This window comes from Streptacidiphilus sp. EB129 (assembly GCF_041262645.1).
Taxonomy (GTDB): Bacteria; Actinomycetota; Actinomycetes; order Streptomycetales; family Streptomycetaceae; genus Streptacidiphilus.
Genome location: NZ_JBGCCS010000012.1, coordinates 136,915 through 157,714 on the forward strand (window position 1 = coordinate 136,915; position 20,800 = coordinate 157,714).

A 20,800-nucleotide genomic window follows, 5' to 3' on the forward strand; every position below is an offset into this window, starting at 1 on the left:
GAGCGGGTTCGGGCGCGGGCTCTGGCTCTGCATCGAGGCGATCGGTGTCCCGCGCGCGGCGCGTCGCGGAAGACGGCTCACGGGCCCTGCTGGCGTGGTTACCGAGCGGGTGGCGGCTCCGGCGGACGGTCCGGCTGCCGGTGGTGCTGGTCCTGCAGGGCGCCGGTGTCCAGGCGGTCCTGTGCACGCTGACGCTGCATCGGGTGCGCGGCCTCCGCAGGCGATCCGCGGCTTCCCCGCGGTTCTTCGCTGCGGATCCCGCGCTGCGAACCGACCGCTCGTTCGACGAGGCGGCTGCGGCGGCTCACGGCTGGGCGGCCGGGCAGCGCCGTTTCCCGCGACGCGCAGCGGTGCGCTGGAGCATCCTGGACGCCGAGGGCGAGGCGCTGTCGTCCGTGGAAGGGGCGTCGGCCGGTGCTGCGCTCGCCGTCGGCCTGGCCTTGCTCCTCGGCCTGTCGCGGGCGGCACGACGCCCGATCCACAAGCGCACGGTGATCAGCGCGGCCGTCGACGACGCCGGCCTACTCCGTTCCGTGGACGGCCTGAACCACAAGGTGCCCGCGGTGGCGTCGAGTGGCCACCGGCTCGTCGTGGCCGCCGCCGACGGGGCGGTCGCCCGTTCCGCCGCACAGGGTGGACGCCCGGAGACACAGACCGCCGTGTCGGTGACCGACGCCGTCACGTGCTCGGTACTCCAACGGGGTTGGATCACGCCGGTACTGGGAGCAGCGGTGCTCGCCGCGGCGGTGGTGGCCTTCTTCCTGCTGCGCAGCGCCACTGCGAACGAGCACGCACAGGCTGCCCAGCAGGCGCAGGGACTGAGCGCGCAGTCGCGTGCCGACGTCGGGGCCGCACCCGACACCGCCGCACGACTCGCCCTCCAGGCCGAGCAACTGGAGCCGGACGACCAGGGTGTGCGCAGCGCCCTGTTCGGGTCCGCGTACTTCGATCCCCGGCTCTCCGCGGTGATCACGCCCCCGTCGACCCCGCATGCCGTGGTCTACGACGCCACCGGCACCGAGATCGCGGTGGCCGAGGGAACCGCCGTCGAGCTCTACTCCGCCGACCACCGACTGCTGGCCCGCACCGATCCCGCCCGCGGTTCCGTCACCACCGTCGCCTTCACGCGCGACCATCGCCTGCTGCTGGGCACGGACCAGGGCAGCGTGCTGCTGTGGACACCCGGGCGAAGCGGTACGTCCACTGCCCAGATGGTCTTCACCGGCACAGGGCGCACCCAGGCTCTCGCCGTCTCCTCCTCCGGAGACATGATCGCCTGGGCGGTCTCGGGCAGTGGCGTCTACGCCGCCCCCACCCCCGAACCCGGCAACGGCGTACCCGGTAGCGGCGTCCCTGGCAATGGCACACCTGGTAGCGGTAGACGTGTCGCGGCCCCCGACGGCCGGATCACCGCTCTGGCCCTCCCCACGTCCGGCCGACTCGTCGTCGGCCGGGACGCGGACTCGAAGGAGCCCTCGCTCCTCCTCTACGACCTGGCCGACACCGCCGCACAGCCCCGGGTCCTGCTGACCGCGCCCGCCCTCGGTCTGGGCAGCAACGGCGTCACCGCCCTCGCGCTCACGGACGGCGGCCGACGGCTGGTCAGCGGACACGCGGACGAGGCTCTGCGCGTCTGGGACACCGCGACCTTCACCACCCCCAGGACCATTCACGTCTCGGGCAGCATCTATGCGTTCGCGCTCTCGCAGGACGGACAGACCGCAGCCGTGGCCACCCACAACTTCCCACCGATCAACGCGGTGGACCTCCAGTCCCCGGACACCCAGGTCTTCACCGTCGCTCTGGCCGACGGTCAGCAGGCGGGCACCCCGTACGAATCCGACTACGGGGCTCTCACCGCAGTTCTCGGCCTGGCGCCCTCCGGCGAGGAGGTGGCCGCCGGTACCGTCTCCGGTCGGATCACCTTCTGGAAGCCGTCCCTGCGACCTGACCCGCGAGGGTCTCTCGCGACGGTCGTCGCCGACCCGGTCACGCCCGGCGCCGTGCTCGCCCTCTACGGAAACGGCCAGGTGAGCCGGTACACGCCCGGGACAACCGGGCAACCGGTGGCCGTGGTCGACATCGGCGGATACGGGCCCGCGGCGACGCTGAGCCTGGACCCCGGCGGATCGCTCCTGGCGGTGGGTCACGGACAGGGAGCGGTGAGCGTGTGGCCGTACCCGCACCGTTCGGTGCCCACCGCCGTGCTGCATACCGGCACCGCCGCAGCGGTCTACCGGCTGGCCTTCTCCCCGAACGGCGGGGAACTGATGGCGGGGGACGCGTCGGGACGCACCTGGCGGTTCGACCCGCACGGTGGCCGGCCACAACCCCTGGTCGGCGACACCGACCAGGCTCCTGTCGGCGCCCTCGCCTTCGACCCGGGGGGCAGTACCCTGCTGATCTCCCATCGCGACGGCTACGCCGCGGTCGTCGATCCGAGCACCGGGCGCCTGCTGCGGGAGGCCAGGTTCACCAGCGACGCCAGCACCGTGCTCACCGAGGCGGACGGCGGCTATCTCATCGGCTTCGGCGACGGTCATCTGGCCCGCTACGACGCCGACCTGAAACTGACGTCCACGCTCACCGCGGCACACGGCTCGAACGTACTGGCGGCCGCCCAGAGCCCCGACCACACGCTGCTGGCCACCGCGGGCGCAGACGCCAACGGCATGATCACCGACCTCGCCGACGGCTCCGCACTGCTGAGCCTTCCGGCGAGCGAATCACCGCCGGGTCCCGGCGAGTCCTTCATCGAAGGGTCCTTCCTGAGCGTCGCTTTCACCGCCGACGGGCGGTACGCCGTCTTCGGCAGCGTGCGCGGGCACCTGACGGCTATCTCGGTCGACCGTGCCGGCCTGCAGGCCCGGCTGTGTTCGCTGATGACGTCCGATCAGAGCCCCGGCGCCACCGCGGAGGAGGCCCCATGCGCCTGACCGACGCCGACCCGGGCACCGTCCTCGCGCACATCCGTGCCGTCTCCCGGACGATGGCAGCGGGCACCGACCCCGACCTCGGGCCGTTCCAGCTCTGTGCGATGCTCTGCGATCAGGGCTGGTGGATCGCCGCCTGCCGCGCAGCCGTCCTCACCGACGACCCGTGGCTGGACGCTGCCACACCCGCCTCCGGGCCGGCCCCGGACGCTGGTCCGCGCGACGAGGCCGGCCTCGCCCTGCACCTGATCCAGCAGGAGCGACCCGAGGCCTTCGGCCGTGCCTGCGCCGTCCTGCACGCGGCCCGTGCGGTGCGGGCACGCCGGACCCACCGAACCGAGGAGCGACGGCAACTGCTGCTGGCAGCCCTGAGCTGGTCGAGCGGGGGCCCTCAGGACGGCGAACCTCAGGACGCCGAACCACAGGACGCCGAACCGCGGGAACTCCCGGTGAACCCCGGCGCTCTGACGGCGGAGAGTCCGCTGACCGACCTGGAAGCCGGCCACCCTGACCTGCCGTGGCAGGCCGTCAGGCACCTCGTCCACCACCTCGAACACGGCCCGCACGCCGCCCACGGCAGCATCCAGTCCCCGATCCTGCTCGGCAGTCCCACCCCGTCAGCCCTCGGCACGCTCGTTCTCGAAGCCGTGACGGATCCCGACGAACAACTGCTCCCCGACCTGTCCAGCATGCTGTTCAGCGACGGCCTGGACGCCATGAGCGCGCTGCTGCGGCCCGCCTTCGACTGGATCCGCGCCCAGGAGCAGTTCCCCCGCGGCCACGGAGCACGCTGGGCTCTCCTCCATCCCGGCGGCCGGCCCGTCACGACGCTCCCGCCCGCCCATCCGGCGGCGGCCGCCGCCGTCGCCCTCGGCCGGCTGTTCCCACCGCGCCCCCTGCGCCTGACACCGATCGGCTGGGCAGTGGGCGACGCCGACCCCCGGGTCGTGATCCACGCCGACATCACACCCGTCGGCGCGCTGCGATCGATTGGACCGGCCGCCGCCGCCGCACTGCCCGGCTCGGCGCTGCGCACCAGCCATGTCCTGCTCGTGGCCACCGCCGACAGACCGGCCGCAGTCGAAGGCAGCACAGTCGAAGGCAGCGCAGCCGGCGGCACCGCAGCGCGGCGCCCACGTGTCCGCGCCGCAGGCAGCGTTCGCAAGGCCGTCCGCAGGAGCAGGCGCCTGTCGCGCGCCACCCGGTGGGCCGCCGGAGTGGCGGTGACGCTGCTCGTTCTGGCCGGCGCGGGGCTGGGTGCCGCCGATCACTTCAGCCGGCAGGCCGACCAGCACCAGATCGGCGTGAACGCGGAGGCCTTCAGCGGCCAAGCCCTCCAGGACGCCGTGGATTCCCCGGACCAGGCCGTGCTCGCGGCCCTCACCGCGCAGGCACTCGCGCCGGGGAGCACCTCCAGCCGATCCGCTCTGCTCTCCGTGGTCAATCGGGATCTGCGTATCCGTCACCTCCTGCCGCCGCGCTCCGCGCACGTCGAAGCGATCGCCGTCGACCAGCAGGCGCACTACACGGCCGTCCTCGGCACCGACCACCACCTGCACGTGTGGAACGTGCCCACCCAGACCGAGGTACCGCTCCCCACCACGCTGGCCACCGACGTCCGGGCCATCGCCTTCCCCGCCGCAGGCGGCCCGCTGGCCGTGGCCGTGAGCACGGGAATCCTGCTGTGGGACCCGGCGTCCCCGGACACCCCCGCCCGGCGGATCGCCGAGGTCGCCGACCCCCGTGCGCTCGCACTGTCCAGCGACGGCCTGACCATGGCATGGAGCACCGGGGACGGGGACCTCGGCGCCCAGGACGTCCGCACCGCGACCACTCCACGGGTGCTCAGAGCCGGGAACCAGCCGGCTCGCGCACTCGCCGTCACCCCGTCCGGCGACACCGTGGCGTTCTCCGGCGCCGACGGGCGTCTGGCGCTGTGGCGCTGGAACTCCTCCGGCACTCCCTCAGCCGTGCGGACGGATCTGCCCCCGATGGACTCCCTGACCTTCGCCGGCCCGCACCTGTACGCCGCCGGCGCGACCCGCCTTTATGCGCTCGACGCCGGCACCGCCCGCAACCTGGCGTCCCCGGCACCCGTCCCGGTGGACACCACCGTCACCTACCGGCCACAGGCCCACCGACTGCTCGTCGCCGTCGACAACGCGGTGAAGGAAGTCGCCGACGATCCCGCCGCGCTCGGCACCACGGACGGCGCGCCGACGAACGGCACCGACCTCGTCGCCTACGGGACGCACGTGGGATCCATCGTGGCTCTCAGCGGTGACGACCAGTCCGCCGCCGTCCCCACCGCCGACGGATCGGTGCTGCTCTACTCCGCACCGTCCGCACCCGTCATCGACACCACCGTGCAGGTCGGATTCATCAAGGCCACCTACCCCGTGCCCGGAACGTCGACACTGCTGTACGTCTCCACCCTGTCCACGACCGGCTCGGTCACGGTCTACGACACCGCTCGGGGATCCGCCCACCTCACCCGGGTCACCGTCGACGGTGCGCAGACCGCGATCTACGGCTCCTCCTACAGCGCCCGGCAGTCCACCCTCGCGCTCGCCACCCGCTCCGGCCGGATCCTGCTCTATCCCTTCCGCAACGGCGCCCTGGGCAGCCCGGTCGTCATCGACGGACCCGCGGGCCAAGTCGCCCGGGGCGCCCTCTTCGACGACACCACCGGCGAGCTCGTCTGCCTCTGGAGTCACATGCTCGCCGTCTACTCCACACCCGCGCAGGGCTCCGCTCAGCCGGTTCCGCTCTACCGCACGACCATCACGGACGCCGCCTCCAGCGAGGCCCTGTCCAGCGTCGGCGGATATCTCTTCATCGGCGGAAGTCAGGGCCTGTACGCGCTGGCCCGCCACCAGGCCGGCTACGACTGGACCGGCCGCACCACGCTCACCAGCCGGTACATCCTCACGGTCCAGCCGCTGCCGGATGGTTCGGCGGTGGCCATGTCCTTCAGCGGTGGCATCTCCCTCTACCGTCACACCCAGGGCGCCATCTGGGCGGAGACCACCGTTGCCGGTCACGGCAGTACCACCGACGCCCTGATAGTCGGCGACGACTTCATCGGCTCGGCCGGCTTCACCCAGGTGCGGCTCTTCGACTCCACCACCGGCCGCCCCCTGGTGACGGTGAACTATGGCGACTTGTTCTCCACCAGCGCCTGGTACGGCGCACCCGTCCTCCATGTCAACGGCGACGTGGCGGGTGTCGGTGCTGACATTCCGGTGGGCCAGGACGAGCTGAACCGACGCGCCTGCGCGCTCGCGGGCCCCTCCACCGGAACCGTGAACGCCCTGTGGCCCGCAGCACCGACGAGCGTCCGCGATCGCACTCTCTGCCCAGCCCGCAACTGAACACCCCAACCCCCGCTGCGAACAGCGGCAGTGTCACGCCGATGCCGTCCGGGATCGTGCACGATCCGCGGAGCGTCAGCCGCGGGTGCCTGCCAGGGTGTCGTGCGAGACCTGCCAGAGCAGCGCGGCGGCCTCGGGGTCGAGGGCGTATTCGGCGACGCCGTTACGTGCGCCGAGTTCGCCGCGGACCGCTTCGTTGCAGTCCTCGAAGTAACGGCCGCTGACACCCTCCAGCAGCGGCGAGGCCGCGAGCAGCACGGAGGTGGCCGCGCCCTGTTCGGTGGTCTTCCACTTCAGCTCCGTGCCGCCGGCGGCCTGGGCGCGCAGCCGGTCGAGTTCCTCCGTGGAGACGTGGCGCTGAAGGTTGGTGCGGATCCCGCCGGGCATCAGGGCGTTGACGGTGATGCCGTCCGCGGCCCAGCGCTTGGCGGCCTCGACGGCGAACAGCACGTTGGCGGTCTTGGACTGGCCGTAGGCGGACCAGGGCTCGTACGGGCGCTCGCGGAAGTGGATGTCCTCGAAGACGACGGGGGAGCGGTGGTGGGCGCTGGAGCTGACGGCCACGACGCGCGCTCCGCCGTCCCGCGCCAGAGTTTCGTGCAGACCGGTGGCCAGCGCGAAGTGGCCGAGGTGGTTGGTGGCGAACTGGAGCTCCCAGCCTTCCGGGGTGCGGAGCTCGGGCGAGGCCATCACGCCGGCGTTGTTGACCAGGATGTGCAGCGGCCCGTCCCACGCGGCCACGAACGCGGCGACGGAGGCCTGGTCGGCGAGATCGAGGGGTGCGACGTGGATGTCCTTGTTGCCGGTGGTCGCGGTGATGTCCTCGGCGGTGCGGGCTCCGGCGTCGAGGTCCCGGACCGCGAGGGTGACCTGTGCGCCGGCCGAGGCGAGGGCGCGTGCGGTCTCGACGCCGATGCCGGAGGCGCCGCCGGTGACGACGGCGCGGCGGCCGGCCAGGTCGACGCCCGAGATGACTTCGGCTGCCGTGGACTGGGCGCCGAAGGGGGTGGTGAGGCGGGCGGGGGGAGTGGTGGCGGTCATGATCATTCCCATCTGGCTGGGGTCCGGGCTCCGGCTGGGGTCCGGACCGGGGTGCGCGCGGGGGTGCGCAGAGGGATACGGCCGGTAGAGTGAGAACCGGAGGACCCTCCGCATATCTCGAGACTAAGCGGAGGATCCTCCGCTTGCAACCCGACCCGCCCATTTGATGCGCCCATCCGACCCGCGCACCCGGGCAGAACTGTCGAGCGGGCCGAACCGTCGGCCACGCCGTCCGCAGCCGGAAGAGAGGAATCGCCGTGACCACCGCCGACCCCCGGCCGCTGCGCGCCGACGCGCGCCGCAACCGCGACCGACTGATCGAGGTGGCGGCGCGGGCCTTCGCCCAGGACGGGCCGGAGGCGACGCTCGACGCGATCGCCAAGGAGGCCGGCGTGGGCATCGGCACCCTCTACCGCCACTTCGCCACCCGCGAGGAACTCGTCGAAGCGGCCTATCGGAGCGAACTCGTCAGGCTCTGCGACTCGGCCTCAGAGCTTCTGGGTACCAGGGAGCCTGACGCCGCGTTGCGTGCCTGGATGGACGGCTTCATCCAGTACATGACGACCAAGCGCGGGATGTCCGATGCGCTGCGCGCCCTCATCGCCTCCGGAGGCGACCCGTTCTCGCACAGCCGGGCGATGCTGACCGACGCGATCACCGAACTGCTCCGGGCCGGAACGGCGGCGGGCGTGATCCGCGCCGACGTCGAGCCGGACGACGTGCTGTTCAGCCTCAGTGGCCTGTCCCTGGCCGCCGCGACCCCGGAGCACCAGGCCCGGATGGCACGCCTTCTCGACCTCCTGATGGACGGCCTCCGCTACCACGCCGCCTCCGGTACCGCCGCCCCCGGCGACGGGGCGTAGTCCGCCGACAACACCCCGCTCTGACTCGCACGTGGCGGACGCCGCCGGGTGAGGGCGTCCCTCGCAGCGGAGGTGCTGCCGCAGCTGCGGTGATCCCTCCGCTCCGAGGCGTGCGGGCGGTGCGTCAGTTCGCGGTGCCGGGCTGCCGCGCGCCCGTCTGCTTGGCCGCGTGAGCGTAGCGGCGGTTGAAGCGTTCGACGCGGCCGGCGGTGTCCAGGACGCGGGCGTTGCCGGTGTAGAAGGGGTGGCTGGCGGAGGAGGTCTCGACGTCGATGATGGGGTAGGTGTTGCCGTCCTCCCAGTCGATGGTGTGGGCGCTGGTGGCGGTCGAGCGGGTCAGGAAGGCGAGGCCGCCGACCTTGTCGCGGAAGACGACGGGGCGGTACTCGGGGTGGATTCCGGGCTTCATCGTGGCTCCTTGCGGGATGTGTGCAGCGGGATGTGTGCAGCGGGACGTGCGCGGTGGGGTGGGTGGCGGTCAGCGCTCTTCGCGGAACTCGACGTGCCCGCGGACGACCGGGTCGAACTTGCGCAGGGTGAGCCGGTCCGGGTTGTTGCGGCGGTTCTTACGGGTGACGTACGTGTAGCCGGTTCCGGCGGTGGAGCGGAGCTTGATGATCGGGCGCAGTTCGTTGCGAGCCATGGGGGTCTCCTCCTCGGGTGTGATCTGACGGGCCACCATAGCGTAATGGTTTTCGTTTCCATTAGTGCTAGTGTCCTGCTCAACGCCGACGGCAGCCGTGGCATTCCCGCTGCCGTTCCGGCCTCATCCACGTCCTTCGCCTCCTCCTGCCTGGAGCCGCCCATGTCCGCCCACTGCCAGCTCACCGGGCGCAAGCCCGGGTTCGGCAACGCCATCTCCCACTCGCACCGCCGCACCAAGCGCCGCTTCGACCCCAACATCCAGACCAAGCGCTACTGGCTCCCCAGCGAGGGCCGATCCGTGCGCCTCACCCTGTCCACGAAGGGCATCAAGACCGTCGACAGGCTCGGCATCGAGAAGGCCGTCGCCCGCCTGCGCGCCCAGGGGGTCAGGGTCTGATGGCCAAACGCAGCAAGATCGCCAAGAACGAGCAGCGGCGCGTCGTCGTCGCCCGCTACGCCGAGCGCCGCGGCGAGCTCAAGCGCCTGATCGCCGCCCCGGCCACCTCGCCCGAGGACCGCCTCGCCGCCCAGGCCGAGCTGCGACGCCAGCCCCGCGACGCCAGCGCGACGCGCGTGCGCAACCGCGACGCGGTGGACGGACGGCCCCGCGGCTACCAGCGCGCCTTCGGTCTGTCCCGGATCAACCTGCGCCAGCAGGCCCACGCCGGATACCTCCCCGGCGTCCGCAAATCCAGCTGGTAGATGCCCCACAGACCGGTCGCGCCCCGGACTGCGCCGACATTCCCGGGCCGGACAGGCCGGGGCGCGACCCCCGAACAAGGAAAACAGGAAGAAGGAAGCACACGTGTCCGCACAGAGCCTGCTGCCCGTGGTGGTCGTCGCCGGCCTGCACCAGGCCGCCCGCCGCCAGGCCGTACTGGAAATCCTCGCCGGCTGCGAGGGCGCCGTGGTGCTGCACCACGACCTGACCGACGCGTCCCAGGGCCGGGTGCACCGCAAGGCCTGGGACGCCACCGGTCCGCTGGCCGGGGCGGAGGTGCCGCTGACCAACGACTGCCCCTGCTGCGCGCTGCGCGTGGATCTGCTGCCCGAACTGCGCGCCATCGCCGAGGCCGGACGTCACCGCCTGGCCGTGGTCGAGTTGTGGGGCGGATGCGACCCGCACCCGTTGGTGGAGATGATCGCGGGAGGCGAGGCCGCAGGCCGCTGCATGGACGAACTCGTCGAGATCGCAGGGGTGGTCACGGCCGTGGACCCGCTCCGGGTCCTGCCCGAGCTGTCCGTCTCCGACCAGCTGTCCGAGCATGGGCTGCACACCAGCGCCGACGACGAGCGTACGGTTGACGAGGCCCTGTCGCACCAGGTCGAGTACGCCGGACTGATCGCCGTCGCCCACGTCCCCGAGGCGGTCGACACCCCGGAACTGGGGGCGGGGCTGGCGATGCTGCGTCAACTGCGGCCTACCGCCGAGCTGGTCCGCCTCGGCACCCCCGCACCGGTGGGTACGGCGCTGACCGCCGCGGCCCTCGCGGGCTTCGACGTCGCGGCGGCCCGGGACCGGGTCAACCCGGCGTTGGCCCTGCTGCCCCAGCGCTGCGACGAGGCCGGAGTCGCCACCCTGCTGTGGGAGCGCCGCCGCCCGCTGCACCCGGGCCGGTTCCACGCGGCGCTGGACGATCTGGTGCCCGCCGCCCAGCGCAGCCGGGGCCGGTTCTGGCTGGCCAACCGCCCGGACCTGATGCTGGCCTGGGACGCGGCCGGGGCGAACCTCGCGGTGGAGGGGTGCGGCCCCTGGCTGGTCTCGCTGCCGGACGCGGCCTGGGAGCTCTACCCGCCGACCCGTCGCACCGCCGCCGCCCTGGACTGGGACGCCGTCTACGGCGACCGGGTCCAGCAACTGTGCTTCACCGCGCAGGGGCTGGACAGCGGCGGCATCACCGACCTGCTCGACTCCTGCCTGCTCACCGACACCGAGCTGGCGGCGGGCGAACCGGGCTGGAAGGCACTGCCGGACGCCTTCGCCGACCTGCTCGACCCGGTCGCCTGAACGACTCCCCGCCGAGAGACCCCACGAAAGCGAGAACCCGCCGTGGTCAAGATCGCCCCAGGGCGCAAGGAGCGCAAGCCCCGCCCGAACCCGCTGCACGAAGCCCGCGTCAGCTACATCGACTACAAGGACACCACCCTGCTGCGGAAGTTCATCTCCGATCGCGGCAAGATCCGCAGCCGCCGGGTCACCCGCCTCACCGTCCAGCAGCAGCGCGCCATGGCCACCGCCATCAAGAACGCCCGCGAGATGGCCCTGCTGCCCTACACCTCCGACAAGGCCGGCCGATGACCCCATCCCCCGGCGTCGGTCGCGGCGGGGCGTCGAGGGATCCGGCATCATGGGCGGGTGGCTGCCATGCAGGGATCGCCCTCCGCCGAGACTGCGCTCGAACCGCTGCGCGGTCCGCTGACCGGCTACTGCTATCGCATGCTGGGGGCGGTCGGCGAGGTCGACGACGCCGTGCAGGAGACCTTGCTGCGCGCCTACCGGAACCTGGACCGCTACGACCCGGACCGGGCCGGGCTGTCCACCTGGGTGCACACCATCGCCACCAACGTCTGCCTGGACCTGCTGCGTGGTGCCCGGCGCCGCGCGCTGCCCTGGGATCTGGGACCCGCCGCCACCGACGGAGTCCTGGGCACGCCGCTGCCGCCCTCGCACTGGGTGGAGCCGATGGCGGACTCGCGGCTGCCTCGCATCGCCGACCCGGCCGATCTCGCGGTGCGCCGGGAGTCGGTCCGGCTGGCCTTTGTCGCGGCCCTGCAGTGGCTGCCGCCCCGGCAGCGCGCCGTGCTGGTGCTGCGCGACGTGCTGGGCTTCTCCGCGGCGGAGACCGCGCAGATCCTCGACTCCTCGGTCGCGGCCACCAACAGCGCTCTGCAGCGGGCCCGGGCCACCCTGGCGGAGCACCGTCCCGCCCCGACCGACGTGCCGGACCTGGCGGGCACCGAGCAGCAAGCCCTGCTGCGCGAGTACGTGGACGCCTTCGAGGCGCACGACGTGGACCGACTGATCGGGCTGCTCGCCGACGACGTCCGCTCCGGCATGCCGCCGTTCGCGTGGTGGCTGCGCGGCCCCGCCGGCATCGGCGCGGCGATGACCGCCGGTGCCGACGCCTGCGCCGGGGACCGGCTCCTTCCGGGGGCGACCGCCAACGGCTGCCTGACCCTGGGGCAGTACCGGCCGGACCCGGACGGCGTCCTGCGGCCCTTCGCGCTGCTCGTGCTGGAGCTGCGCGGCAACCGGGTGGCCGAGATGGTCACGTTCCTCGGCTGGGGCGAACGCTTCGCCGAGTTCGGACTGCCGCACGATCCGGAAACCGTGTCGTCCTGAAGCGATGAGTTCGTGGTCCCCGCGTCGTACGAGGAGTGACAGGCACGTCCACTCCCGCGACAGGAAGACCGAGCACCATGACGCCGACCACGCCGACCACCCCGATGACGACGGAAACGGAGCTGCGGGCGCAGACCCGCGCGGAGCGCGAGCGGCTCGCCGCACTCCTCGCGGGCCTCACCGAAGAGCAGTGGGACACCCCGTCCCTCTGCGCCGGCTGGCGGGTTCGCGAGGTGGTCGCCCACATCACCATGCCGTTCCGCACCAGCACACCCCGCTTCGCGGCGGGCCTGGTCGCCGCCCGGTTCTCCTTCAACCGCTTCGCGGACCACGTCGCCCGCCGGGACGGCGCCGGCATGACGCCGGACGAGCTGCTCGGCACGCTGCGCGACAACATCGGCCACCCCTGGCAGCCGCCGGGCGGCGGCCCGGCCGCCGCGCTGAGCCATGATGTGATTCACGGCCTGGACATCACCGAGCCGCTCGGTCTTCCCCCGGCCCCGTCAGAGCGCATCGCGACCGTGCTGGCGCACTCAAGCCCGCGCGCCCTCGCCTTCTTCGGCGTCGACCTCACCGGCATCGAACTGCGCGCCACCGACGCGGACCTCCGCCTCGGCACCGGCCGGGTGGTGGAGCTGCCCGTCAAGGACATCCTGCTGACCGTGACCGGCCGCCGACCCGCCCCACGCCAGGACACGGAGGCTGCGGGTGAGGTCCCGGTCAGCGACGGGTAGGCAAAGGTGAGGGTCGTCCGATAGCTTCATTGTCGCGTACACGACCCATCAGATCGGAGCTGACGTGGCCTCCCTCGCGCTGCCGCACACCCTGCTCGGTACGGGCCCGCACCATGTGATCGCTGTGCACGGCTGGTTCGGCGACCGCGGGACGTTCGCGCGCCTGCTGCCGGACCTCGACCTCGACGCCTTCAGCTACGCCTTCGTCGACCTGCGCGGCTATGGCGAGGCCAAGGACACCTTCGGCGCCTACACCACACGCGAGGCCGGCGCCGACGTGATCGCGCTCGCCGACACGCTGGGATGGGAGCGCTACTCGCTGATCGGCCACTCGATGGGCGCCTGCGTCGTGCAGCGCGCGCTCGCCATGGCGCCGTCGAGGGTCCGGCGGCTGGTCGGACTCAACCCGGTGCCGGCGGGCGGGTTCCCGATGACCCCGGAGCAGTGGGAGCTGTTCTCCGGGGCGGCGGACCTGCCCGCGAACAGGCGCGCCATCATCGACCTGACCACCGGCGGGGCGCGCCCGGCGGCCTGGCTCGACCGGATGGTGGCGGAGTCGCTGGACCGCAGCGACGCCAAGGCCTTCCGGGCCTGGCTGGACTCCTGGGCGCGGGAGGACTTCCACGAGGAGATCGAGGGCAGCCCGCTCCCGGTCCGGGTCGTCGTGGGTGCTTTGGACCCGGCCCTGAGCGCCGAGGTGATGCGTCAGACCTGGCTCCGCTGGTACCCGCACGCCGACCTGGTGGAGCTCCCCGCCACCGGCCACTACCCGATGGAGGAGACTCCACTGCAACTCCTCTCCGCCGTCGAGGAGTTCCTGCGCGCCGACGACGAGGTGGCCGGGAACCGCGGGTGACCGGGCCCGGGGGTGGCGTCAGGGAATCCGCCGTCTGATCCCGTACGCTCGGCGGATGGCGAAGTACTTCGACGTGCATCCTGAGAATCCCCAGCAGCGCGTCCTCGGCAACGTGGCTGATCTCGTCCGGTCCGGCGCGCTGGTCGCGTACCCGACGGACTCGTGTTTCGCGCTGGGGTGCCAGCTCGGAAACCGTGACGGCCTGTCCCGGATCCGGTCGATCCGGCACCTCGACGATCACCACCACTTCACGCTGGTGTGCCAGAACTTCGCCCAGCTGGGTCAGTTCGTGCATATCGACAACAACGTGTTCCGTGCGATCAAGGCGGCAACGCCCGGGAGCTACACCTTCATCCTCCCCGCGACGACGGAGGTGCCGCGGCAGCTGCTGCACCCGAAGAAGCGGACGGTGGGAGTCAGGATCCCGGACCACGTCGTCACCCAGGCCCTGCTCGCCGAGCTCGGGGAGCCACTGCTCTCCAGCACCCTGCTGCTGCCGGGCGAGGACGAGCCGATGACGCAGGGCTGGGAGATCAAGGAACGGCTCGACCACGTGGTGGACGCCGTGATCGACTCGGGGGACTGCGGCACCGAGCCGACCACGGTCATCGACTTCTCCAGCGGCAGTGCCGAGATCGTGCGCCGAGGAGCGGGCGACACCACGCGGTTCGAGTAGGACGTACCGTCGCGCTCCAGCAGCGCCCGGCGGGGCCCGGCCCCGAGGAGGCGGCCGCGGGCCCTAGTGGAGCCCGTCGGCCAGCGGGCCGAGGGAGAGTGCGGGCAGGAAGTTGAGCAGGGCCAGGACGAGGGCGGCTCCGCTGGCCAGGGCGACGAAGTTCACCCCGTACGGGCGCAGCGTGCCCACGGTCACCGCACCATGGCGCTGTTGGGCGAGCCTCCCGGCCAGGGCCAGTACGAAGGCCATCGGCAGGTAGCGTCCGACGAACATGGCCGCGGCCATGGTGAGGTTGTAGAACGGGGTGTTCCCGCTCAGGCCTCCCATCGAGCTGCCGTTGCTCTGCACGTTGCTGGTGAAGGCGTAGATCACCTCGGTCAGCCCGTGCGCGCCCGTGTTGCCCATCGCGGCTCTGCCCTGCGGCAGGGCGACGGCGAGTGCGCTGAACAGCAGGGTCAGCGTCGGGGCGACCAGTGCGTAGCAGACCACGTAGCGCATCTCCAGGAAGCCGATGCGCTTGCGCAGGTACTCGGGGGTGCGGCCGACCATCAGGCCGCCGATGAACACCGCCAGCAGCACCGCGATCAGCAGCCCGTAGAGCCCGCTGCCGGTGCCGCCGGGGGCGACCTCGCCGAGCATCATCGCGGCCAGCAGCACGCCTCCGCCCATGCTGGAGAAGCTGTCGTAGGAGGCCGCGCCCGCGCCGTCGGCGGAGCCGGTGGCGGAGACGCCGAACAGGGTGCTGCCGTTGATGCCGATCCTGGTCTCGGTGCCCTCGTACTGTCCGCCGACGGCGGCCGTGACCGTGCCGGTGTGGGCGCTCTGCGCCATCGCGCCGGCGGCGAGCAGCAGGCCGAAGAGGATGCCGACGACGGTGAGCAGGGTCCAGCTCTGCTTGAGGCTGCCGACCATGCGGCCGAAAGTGCGGATGAAGGCGGTGGGGATCAGCAGCATCAGCAGGATCTCCAGCAGGTTGCTCCAGGCCGAGGGGTTCTCGAACGGGTGCGCGCTGCTGGCGTTGAAGAAGCCGCCGCCGTCGCCGGACATCAGCTTGACGGACTCCCAGGAGCCGACCGGACCCCCGATCAGGGTCTGCCTGGCCCCGGCCAGGGTGGTGGCGGTCTGCGCGCCGTGCAGGTTCTGCTCGACGCCGAGGGCGATCAGGATCAGCCCGGAGACGACCGCCAGCGGCAGGATCACCCGCAGGCAGGTGCGGAACAGGTCGACCCAGAAGTTGCCCAGGTCGCCGGTGCTGCGCCGGACCAGGCCGCGGATCAGGGCCAGGCCGACGCAGATGCCGACCGCCGCCGAGGCGAAGGCCTGCACGCCGAGGCCGGCCATCACCGCGAGGTGGCCGGTGGTGGTCTCGCCGGCGTAGTTCTGCCAGCTGGTGTTGGTGGTGAAGCTGACCGCGGTGTTCAGCGCCAGCTGCCAGGGCATTCCGCCGTGGCCCAGCGACCAGGGCAGCCACTGCTGGCAGGTGAGCAGGCCGAACAGGGCCAGGATGCTCATGACCGAGAAGGCCATCAGCGCGGTGAAGTAGTGCTTCCAGTCCTGTTCGCGGTCGGGGTCGATCCCGCAGAACCGGTACAGCAGGCGTTCGGCTCTCCAGTGCGCGCCGCCGTCCAGCACCCGCGCCATGTAGTCGCCGAGCGGAACGTGCAGCGCCACCAGGACGCCGATCAGGAGCAGGGCTTGCAGCCATCCGGCCATGGTCACGCCTCCTTGGCGGGGTAGCTGCGGTCCAGCGCGAGGTTGAGTTCCAGGACGTTGACGCCGGGTTCGCCGAGCACGCCCAGGGCGCGTCCGGTGGTGTTCTGGCTGATCAGCCGCAGCACCTCGGTGACGGGGACGGTGCGGGCCCTGGCGACGCGGGCGGCCTGGAGCCGGGCGTAGGCGGGGCTGATCTGCGGGTCCAGGCCGCTGGCGCTGGCGGTCACCGCGTCGGCGGGGACCACCGGGTCGGCCGGGACGCTGCCCCGGATCGGCACGACCAGGGCGTGGCTGTAGTCCTCGCCCGGTTTGGCGCACTCGACCGTGACCTGCTGATAGATACTCAGGAACGGTCTGGCCGGGCAGGCCTGATCGAGGCTCACCACCCGGGTGACGGTCCCGGTCAGCCCGTTCGCGCGGAAGACGCCGAGTACGGCGCCGACCCCGTCCGGGGTGCAGTAGGGCCGGGAGCCGTCGACGTGTTCCAGCTGCCCGACCGCGAGGCTGCGCGCGCAGACCTGGGTGAGCAGGCTCTGCCTGCCGGAGGTCGGCTGTCCCGGGGTGGGCAGGGTGTCGACGACGTCCTGGGGGCCGAGGTTGCTCGCCCCGCTGGAGGTGGGGTCGTAGCCGGTACCGGCCGCCGAGGGGCGGGACTGGAAGTACTGGACCAGCGGGTTGCCCTTGGCGTCGGTGAAGCTCTGGCCGATCAGCCGGCTGCCGACGAGCTTGCGGCTGGCGGTGTTGCGGATCAGCGAGCCCTGGGCCTGCTGGTCCAGTCCGGGAAGGTGCGCGAGGACGGTCATCCCGAGCGGGTAGACCAGCCCCAGCAGGACGGTGAGCACCAGGACGACCCTCAGCGCCGCCAGGTGCTGGGCGGCGAGATTCGGTATGCGACGCATGATCAGATCCCCGGGATGAACTGGACGAGGGCGAAATCGATGAACTTGATCGCCAGGAAGGGCGCGATCACGCCGCCCATGCCGTAGACCCACAGGTTGCGGGTGAGCAGCGCGGAGGCGCTGCTGGGCCGGTAGCGGACGCCGCGCAGGGCCAGCGGGATCAGTGCCACGATGACCACGGCGTTGAAGATGACCGCGGACAGGATCGCCGACAGCGGCGAGTGCAGCTGCATGACGTTGAGCCTGCCGAGCGCCGGGTAGACCCCGGCGAACATCGCCGGCAGGATCGCGAAGTACTTGGCGATGTCGTTGGTGATCGAGAAGGCCGTCAACGCGCCCCGGGTGATCAGGAGTTGCTTGCCGATCTCGACGATCTCGATGATCTTGGTGGGGTCGGAGTCCAGGTCCACCATGTTCCCGGCCTCCTTGGCGGCCGAGGTACCGGTGTTCATGGCCACACCCACATCGGCCTGGGCCAGGGCGGGGGCGTCGTTGGTGCCGTCGCCGGTCATCGCGACCAGCTTGCCGCCGGCCTGCTCCGCCCTGATGAGAGCCAGCTTCTGCTCGGGGGTGGCCTCGGCGAGGAAGTCGTCGACGCCCGCCTCGGCGGCGATCGCGGCCGCGGTGGTCGGGTTGTCGCCGGTGATCATGACGGTGCGGATGCCCATGGCCCGCAACTGCTCGAAGCGCTCCCGCAGACCGGGTTTGACCACGTCCTTGAGGTGGATCACACCGAGGACCCTGGCGCTGCCGTCCACGGACTCGGCCACGGCCAACGGGGTTCCCCCGGACGCGGAGACCGATTCCACCAGGGTCTCCAGACCGTCCGGGACGGTGCCGCCGTTCTCACGGACCCAGGCGGCCACGGCGGCGGCCGCGCCCTTGCGCAGGCCGTGCGGCACCGGTTCCGAGAGGTCGACGCCGGACATCCGGGTGGTCGCGGAGAACGCCACCCAGTGCGCGTCCAGCCGGACCTGTGAGGTGAGGCCGTAGTGCTCGCGCGCGAACTCGACCACCGAGCGGCCCTCGGGCGTCTCGTCGGCCAGGCTGGACAGCAGGGCCGCGGACGCCAGAGCCTCCTCGTCGGCGTCGCCGACCGGCAGGAACGCGGCGGCCTGGCGGTTGCCGAAGGTGATGGTGCCCGTCTTGTCGAGCAGCAGGGTGTGCACGTCGCCGGCCGCCTCGACCGCGCGGCCCGACATGGCCAGCACATTGCGCTGCACCATCCGGTCCATCCCGGCGATGCCGATCGCGGAGAGCAGCGCACCGATGGTGGTGGGGATCAGACACACCAGGAGCGAGACCAGGACGATGCCGGTGACGCCGTCGGCGTTGAGCGCCCCCGTGTCGGGGGCGGCCGGCATCACCTGCTTGGAGAAGATCGCCATCGGCTGCAGGGTGACCGTCGCCATCAGGAAGACGAAGGTCAGCGCGACCAGCAGCAGGTTCAGTGCCAGCTCGTTGGGCGTCTTCTGCCGCTTCGCGCCCTCGACCAGTGCGATCATGCGGTCCAGGAAGCTCTGTCCGGGCTGCTGGGTGATCCGCACCACGATCCGGTCCGACAGCACCCGGGTGCCCCCGGTCACCGCACAGCGGTCGCCGCCCGACTCGCGGATCACCGGAGCGGACTCGCCGGTGATCGCCGACTCGTCCACGCTGGCGAGCCCCTGGACCACGTCGCCGTCGCCGGGAATCACGCCACCGGCCTCCACCACCACGAAGTCCCCGCGCTGGAGCTGTGCGGCGGACACCTCCTTCTCGCGCGCGTCCCCGCCGTCCGTCGACCGCTCGTCCCCGGTCCAGTCGAGCAGCCGCCGGGCGGTGGTCTCCTGCCGGGTCCGGCGCAGCGAGTCCGCCTGGGCCCTGCCGCGGCTCTCGGCGACCGCCTCGGCCAGGTTGGCGAACACCACGGTCAGCCAGAGCCAGGCGGTGATCAGCCAGCCGAACAGGGTGGGCGTCGCGATCGCCAGGCCGGTGGTCAGCGTCGCACCGACCTCGGTGACGAACATCACCGGATTACGCACCAGCGAGGCGGGGTTGAGCTTGCGCAGCGCTTCCGGGAGTGCCCGCCACAACTGGCCCGGATCCAGCGCTCCCGCGCCGACCCGGTAGCCGCGACCCGTCTCCACGGAGCCGGTATCAGGTGGCTGGGTGCGCTTGGGCCCCGCCCCGCCGGAGGACGCCCGCTCCGGCGCCTGCGCGGTCATCAGAACTTCTCCGGGTAACGGATGGCCAGGACCAGATAGCCGACCAAGCCGCCCGCGACGAGCAACCCGACCAGATTCGCCACACTCATCGGTGCATGCCTCTCGTGTGTCCGGCAGTGGCGTTCCACTGCCGCCCGGACACATGAAAGCGCTGGTCCCACGCCTGCACAGCTGATACTGACGCGTTCCGAACGCCATGGTCCTGAATCTTGCCGCGGCGTTGACAACGGCCACGTGCGCCGTCCCGGCAGCGCGCCGGTTCGGACGACGGCACACTCGTCAAAGGCATGTCAGGGTTGGCTGTCAGCCGGTCAACGAGTCGTCAGGGACACGCCGTTCGGCATCCCGCCCGGCGTAGCGTCGGTGACGCCTCCCAGGCGGGCGGATGGGGCTCGGCACGGGACATCCGGTCCCGTCGGGTGGTCGGGGAGTGACGGGGGAGCGGTTGTCAACGGTGGGAAGCAGTCGAACGGTGAGATGGCCGAGCCGCTCGGATCGGACGACGGGGCCGGGCGGGGAGGCCGCCGTACTGGACGTGGGGTGCCACAGTGCCCTGCTGGAGGTGGTCCGGTGGAGTCCGGGTGCGGGTTTGGAGCCGGTGTTCTCCTGCAAGGCGCGGCTACGGCTGCACGAGTCACTCGACAGCCGGGGCCGTATCGGCGCGGCCGGGATCGCCAGCGTGCAGCGCGCCGTGGCCGAGGTGATGTCCGCCGCCCGGTTCCGTTGCCCGACGGCGGTGTTTCCGTTCGCGACCTCGGTCATCCGGGACGCGCCCAACGGCGGGGACGTGATCGCGCAGGTGAGCCGTGCGACCGGCACCCGGTTGCGGGTTCTGCCCGGCGAGGAGGAAGCCCGCCTCGCCTATGTCGCGGCCCGGGAGTGGACGGGGCCGACGTCAGGCCCACTGCTGATGCTGGACATCGGCGGTGGCACGGTGGAGATCGCCACGGGCCGGGGCGGACAGCCCGGCAGCGTGCTCTCGCTGCCGCTGGGCGCCCGACGGATCACCCGGGACTGGCTCCCGGACGGCACCGGTCCATGCGGGTCTGCGCGCCTGGAGGAGATCCGGGAGTTCCTCGGCGATGCCCTGCGCGAAGTGCCCGGCTTGCCGGAAGTGACCCAGGACGGGTGCATCGTCGCCTGCTCCAAGACCTTCCAGCAACTCGCTCAGCTGACCTCCGTCCCGCCCCGTGGCAGACGGCTGCGTGCTGGACGGCAGCTGACCCTGCCCCAGTTGCGCCGGTGGATCCCGGTGCTGGCCGGAGCCGACCGGGCTCGGCAGAACCGGCTGCCGGGAATCTCCCGGCACCGCGCGGGGCAGACACTGGCCGGCGCACTGGTCGCTGAGGCTCTGCTCTCGACCTACCGGGCCGAGAGTGTGGACATCTGCCCCTGGTCCACCAGGGAAGGGCTGCTGCTGGAGCAACTCGGCGCGGCTCGCGCGGTACCCGTCGAAGTTGACGCGTCGTCAGAACCGCGTTAGGGAGCGCAAGGTCCCGCGCCCGCCCCAGGCGGT

At 71.9% G+C, this 20,800-nt stretch carries 19 protein-coding genes; 12 read left to right on the plus strand and 7 right to left on the minus strand.

The annotated features are described in order from the left end of the window. Positions 1–140 precede the first annotated feature (140 nt). Positions 141–2,936 (plus strand): WD40 repeat domain-containing protein, encoded by a 2,796-nt coding sequence (locus ABH925_RS17335; RefSeq protein ID WP_370148843.1) that lies wholly within the window; start codon positions 141–143, stop codon positions 2,934–2,936. Further along, positions 2,927–6,307, plus strand: a complete 3,381-nt coding sequence (locus tag ABH925_RS17340) for a WD40 repeat domain-containing protein (RefSeq protein ID WP_370148846.1) — start codon at positions 2,927–2,929, stop codon at positions 6,305–6,307. The genes ABH925_RS17335 and ABH925_RS17340 overlap by 10 nt, the downstream gene beginning before the upstream one ends. A 75-nt stretch (positions 6,308–6,382) precedes the next feature. Here ABH925_RS17340 and ABH925_RS17345 read toward each other — a convergent pair whose 3' ends face one another. Then, positions 6,383–7,348 (minus strand): SDR family NAD(P)-dependent oxidoreductase, encoded by a 966-nt coding sequence (locus ABH925_RS17345; protein ID WP_370148847.1) that lies wholly within the window; start codon positions 7,346–7,348, stop codon positions 6,383–6,385. Between the two features lie 257 nt (positions 7,349–7,605). Here ABH925_RS17345 and ABH925_RS17350 point away from each other — a divergent pair, with 257 nt between their 5' ends. Continuing rightward, on the plus strand, positions 7,606–8,211 hold the full coding sequence (locus tag ABH925_RS17350; RefSeq protein ID WP_370148848.1) for a TetR/AcrR family transcriptional regulator: 606 nt from the start codon (positions 7,606–7,608) through the stop codon (positions 8,209–8,211). Between the two features lie 124 nt (positions 8,212–8,335). Here ABH925_RS17350 and ABH925_RS17355 read toward each other — a convergent pair whose 3' ends face one another. Next, positions 8,336–8,620, minus strand: a complete 285-nt coding sequence (locus tag ABH925_RS17355) for a type B 50S ribosomal protein L31 (RefSeq protein WP_370148849.1) — start codon at positions 8,618–8,620, stop codon at positions 8,336–8,338. Between the two features lie 69 nt (positions 8,621–8,689). Continuing rightward, a complete protein-coding gene (gene rpmG, locus ABH925_RS17360; RefSeq protein ID WP_370148851.1) occupies positions 8,690–8,854 on the minus strand; it encodes a 50S ribosomal protein L33 in 165 nt (54 codons plus the stop codon). 162 nt (positions 8,855–9,016) lie between these two features. Here rpmG and rpmB point away from each other — a divergent pair, with 162 nt between their 5' ends. The 8 genes from rpmB (at position 9,017) to ABH925_RS17400 (ending at position 14,465) form a co-directional block, all read left to right on the plus strand. After that, positions 9,017–9,253, plus strand: coding sequence for a 50S ribosomal protein L28 (rpmB, locus tag ABH925_RS17365; protein WP_370148852.1), 237 nt, complete (start codon positions 9,017–9,019; stop codon positions 9,251–9,253). After that, positions 9,253–9,558, plus strand: coding sequence for a 30S ribosomal protein S14 (rpsN, locus tag ABH925_RS17370; protein WP_370148854.1), 306 nt, complete (start codon positions 9,253–9,255; stop codon positions 9,556–9,558). The genes rpmB and rpsN overlap by 1 nt, the downstream gene beginning before the upstream one ends. A gap of 103 nt (positions 9,559–9,661) precedes the next feature. Next, positions 9,662–10,864, plus strand: coding sequence for a GTP-binding protein (locus ABH925_RS17375; RefSeq protein WP_370148856.1), 1,203 nt, complete (start codon positions 9,662–9,664; stop codon positions 10,862–10,864). Positions 10,865–10,906: 42 nt separating this feature from the next. Then, positions 10,907–11,155 (plus strand): 30S ribosomal protein S18, encoded by a 249-nt coding sequence (gene rpsR, locus ABH925_RS17380; protein WP_370148858.1) that lies wholly within the window; start codon positions 10,907–10,909, stop codon positions 11,153–11,155. A 66-nt stretch (positions 11,156–11,221) separates the two neighbouring features. Next, the gene (locus ABH925_RS17385; protein WP_370148940.1) at positions 11,222–12,199 is read left to right on the plus strand and encodes an RNA polymerase subunit sigma-70; all 978 of its coding nucleotides are present in this window, start codon (positions 11,222–11,224) and stop codon (positions 12,197–12,199) included. A gap of 77 nt (positions 12,200–12,276) precedes the next feature. After that, positions 12,277–12,933: a maleylpyruvate isomerase family mycothiol-dependent enzyme gene (locus ABH925_RS17390; protein ID WP_370148860.1), complete on the plus strand. Its 657-nt coding sequence runs from the start codon at positions 12,277–12,279 to the stop codon at positions 12,931–12,933. 64 nt (positions 12,934–12,997) lie between these two features. Then, the gene (locus ABH925_RS17395) at positions 12,998–13,789 is read left to right on the plus strand and encodes an alpha/beta fold hydrolase (protein ID WP_370148862.1); all 792 of its coding nucleotides are present in this window, start codon (positions 12,998–13,000) and stop codon (positions 13,787–13,789) included. 55 nt (positions 13,790–13,844) lie between these two features. Next, entirely contained in the window at positions 13,845–14,465 is a 621-nt protein-coding gene (locus ABH925_RS17400; protein ID WP_370148864.1) for an L-threonylcarbamoyladenylate synthase, read from the plus strand. Positions 14,466–14,528: 63 nt separating this feature from the next. Here the strand turns inward: ABH925_RS17400 and kdpA are convergent, their stop codons facing one another. The 4 genes from kdpA to ABH925_RS17420 are packed head-to-tail and all read right to left on the minus strand — an operon-like array spanning position 14,529 to position 19,373. Next, positions 14,529–16,178 (minus strand): potassium-transporting ATPase subunit KdpA, encoded by a 1,650-nt coding sequence (gene kdpA, locus ABH925_RS17405; RefSeq protein ID WP_370148866.1) that lies wholly within the window; start codon positions 16,176–16,178, stop codon positions 14,529–14,531. Between the two features lie 2 nt (positions 16,179–16,180). After that, positions 16,181–17,077: a potassium-transporting ATPase subunit C gene (locus tag ABH925_RS17410; RefSeq protein ID WP_370148868.1), complete on the minus strand. Its 897-nt coding sequence runs from the start codon at positions 17,075–17,077 to the stop codon at positions 16,181–16,183. Positions 17,078–17,079: 2 nt separating this feature from the next. Then, positions 17,080–19,284, minus strand: coding sequence for a potassium-transporting ATPase subunit KdpB (gene kdpB, locus ABH925_RS17415; RefSeq protein ID WP_370148870.1), 2,205 nt, complete (start codon positions 19,282–19,284; stop codon positions 17,080–17,082). Then, positions 19,284–19,373: a potassium-transporting ATPase subunit F gene (locus ABH925_RS17420; RefSeq protein ID WP_370148872.1), complete on the minus strand. Its 90-nt coding sequence runs from the start codon at positions 19,371–19,373 to the stop codon at positions 19,284–19,286. The genes kdpB and ABH925_RS17420 overlap by 1 nt, the downstream gene beginning before the upstream one ends. A 473-nt stretch (positions 19,374–19,846) precedes the next feature. Between ABH925_RS17420 and ABH925_RS17425 the strand changes: the two genes are divergently transcribed. Beyond that, positions 19,847–20,767, plus strand: coding sequence for a hypothetical protein (locus tag ABH925_RS17425; protein WP_370148874.1), 921 nt, complete (start codon positions 19,847–19,849; stop codon positions 20,765–20,767). Positions 20,768–20,800: the final 33 nt, after the last annotated feature.

Coding starts and splice junctions, on each gene's coding strand:
- rpmG (WP_370148851.1), bottom strand. CDS start 8,854: ATGGCTCGCAACGAACTGCGCCCGATCATCAAGCTCCGCTCCACCGCC.
- ABH925_RS17420 (WP_370148872.1), bottom strand. CDS start 19,373: ATGAGTGTGGCGAATCTGGTCGGGTTGCTCGTCGCGGGCGGCTTGGTC.
- rpsN (WP_370148854.1), top strand. CDS start 9,253: ATGGCCAAACGCAGCAAGATCGCCAAGAACGAGCAGCGGCGCGTCGTC.
- ABH925_RS17385 (WP_370148940.1), top strand. CDS start 11,222: ATGCAGGGATCGCCCTCCGCCGAGACTGCGCTCGAACCGCTGCGCGGT.
- rpmB (WP_370148852.1), top strand. CDS start 9,017: ATGTCCGCCCACTGCCAGCTCACCGGGCGCAAGCCCGGGTTCGGCAAC.
- kdpA (WP_370148866.1), bottom strand. CDS start 16,178: ATGGCCGGATGGCTGCAAGCCCTGCTCCTGATCGGCGTCCTGGTGGCG.
- ABH925_RS17340 (WP_370148846.1), top strand. CDS start 2,927: ATGCGCCTGACCGACGCCGACCCGGGCACCGTCCTCGCGCACATCCGT.
- ABH925_RS17355 (WP_370148849.1), bottom strand. CDS start 8,620: ATGAAGCCCGGAATCCACCCCGAGTACCGCCCCGTCGTCTTCCGCGAC.
- ABH925_RS17400 (WP_370148864.1), top strand. CDS start 13,845: ATGGCGAAGTACTTCGACGTGCATCCTGAGAATCCCCAGCAGCGCGTC.
- ABH925_RS17345 (WP_370148847.1), bottom strand. CDS start 7,348: ATGACCGCCACCACTCCCCCCGCCCGCCTCACCACCCCCTTCGGCGCC.
- ABH925_RS17390 (WP_370148860.1), top strand. CDS start 12,277: ATGACGCCGACCACGCCGACCACCCCGATGACGACGGAAACGGAGCTG.
- kdpB (WP_370148870.1), bottom strand. CDS start 19,284: ATGACCGCGCAGGCGCCGGAGCGGGCGTCCTCCGGCGGGGCGGGGCCC.
- ABH925_RS17410 (WP_370148868.1), bottom strand. CDS start 17,077: ATGCGTCGCATACCGAATCTCGCCGCCCAGCACCTGGCGGCGCTGAGG.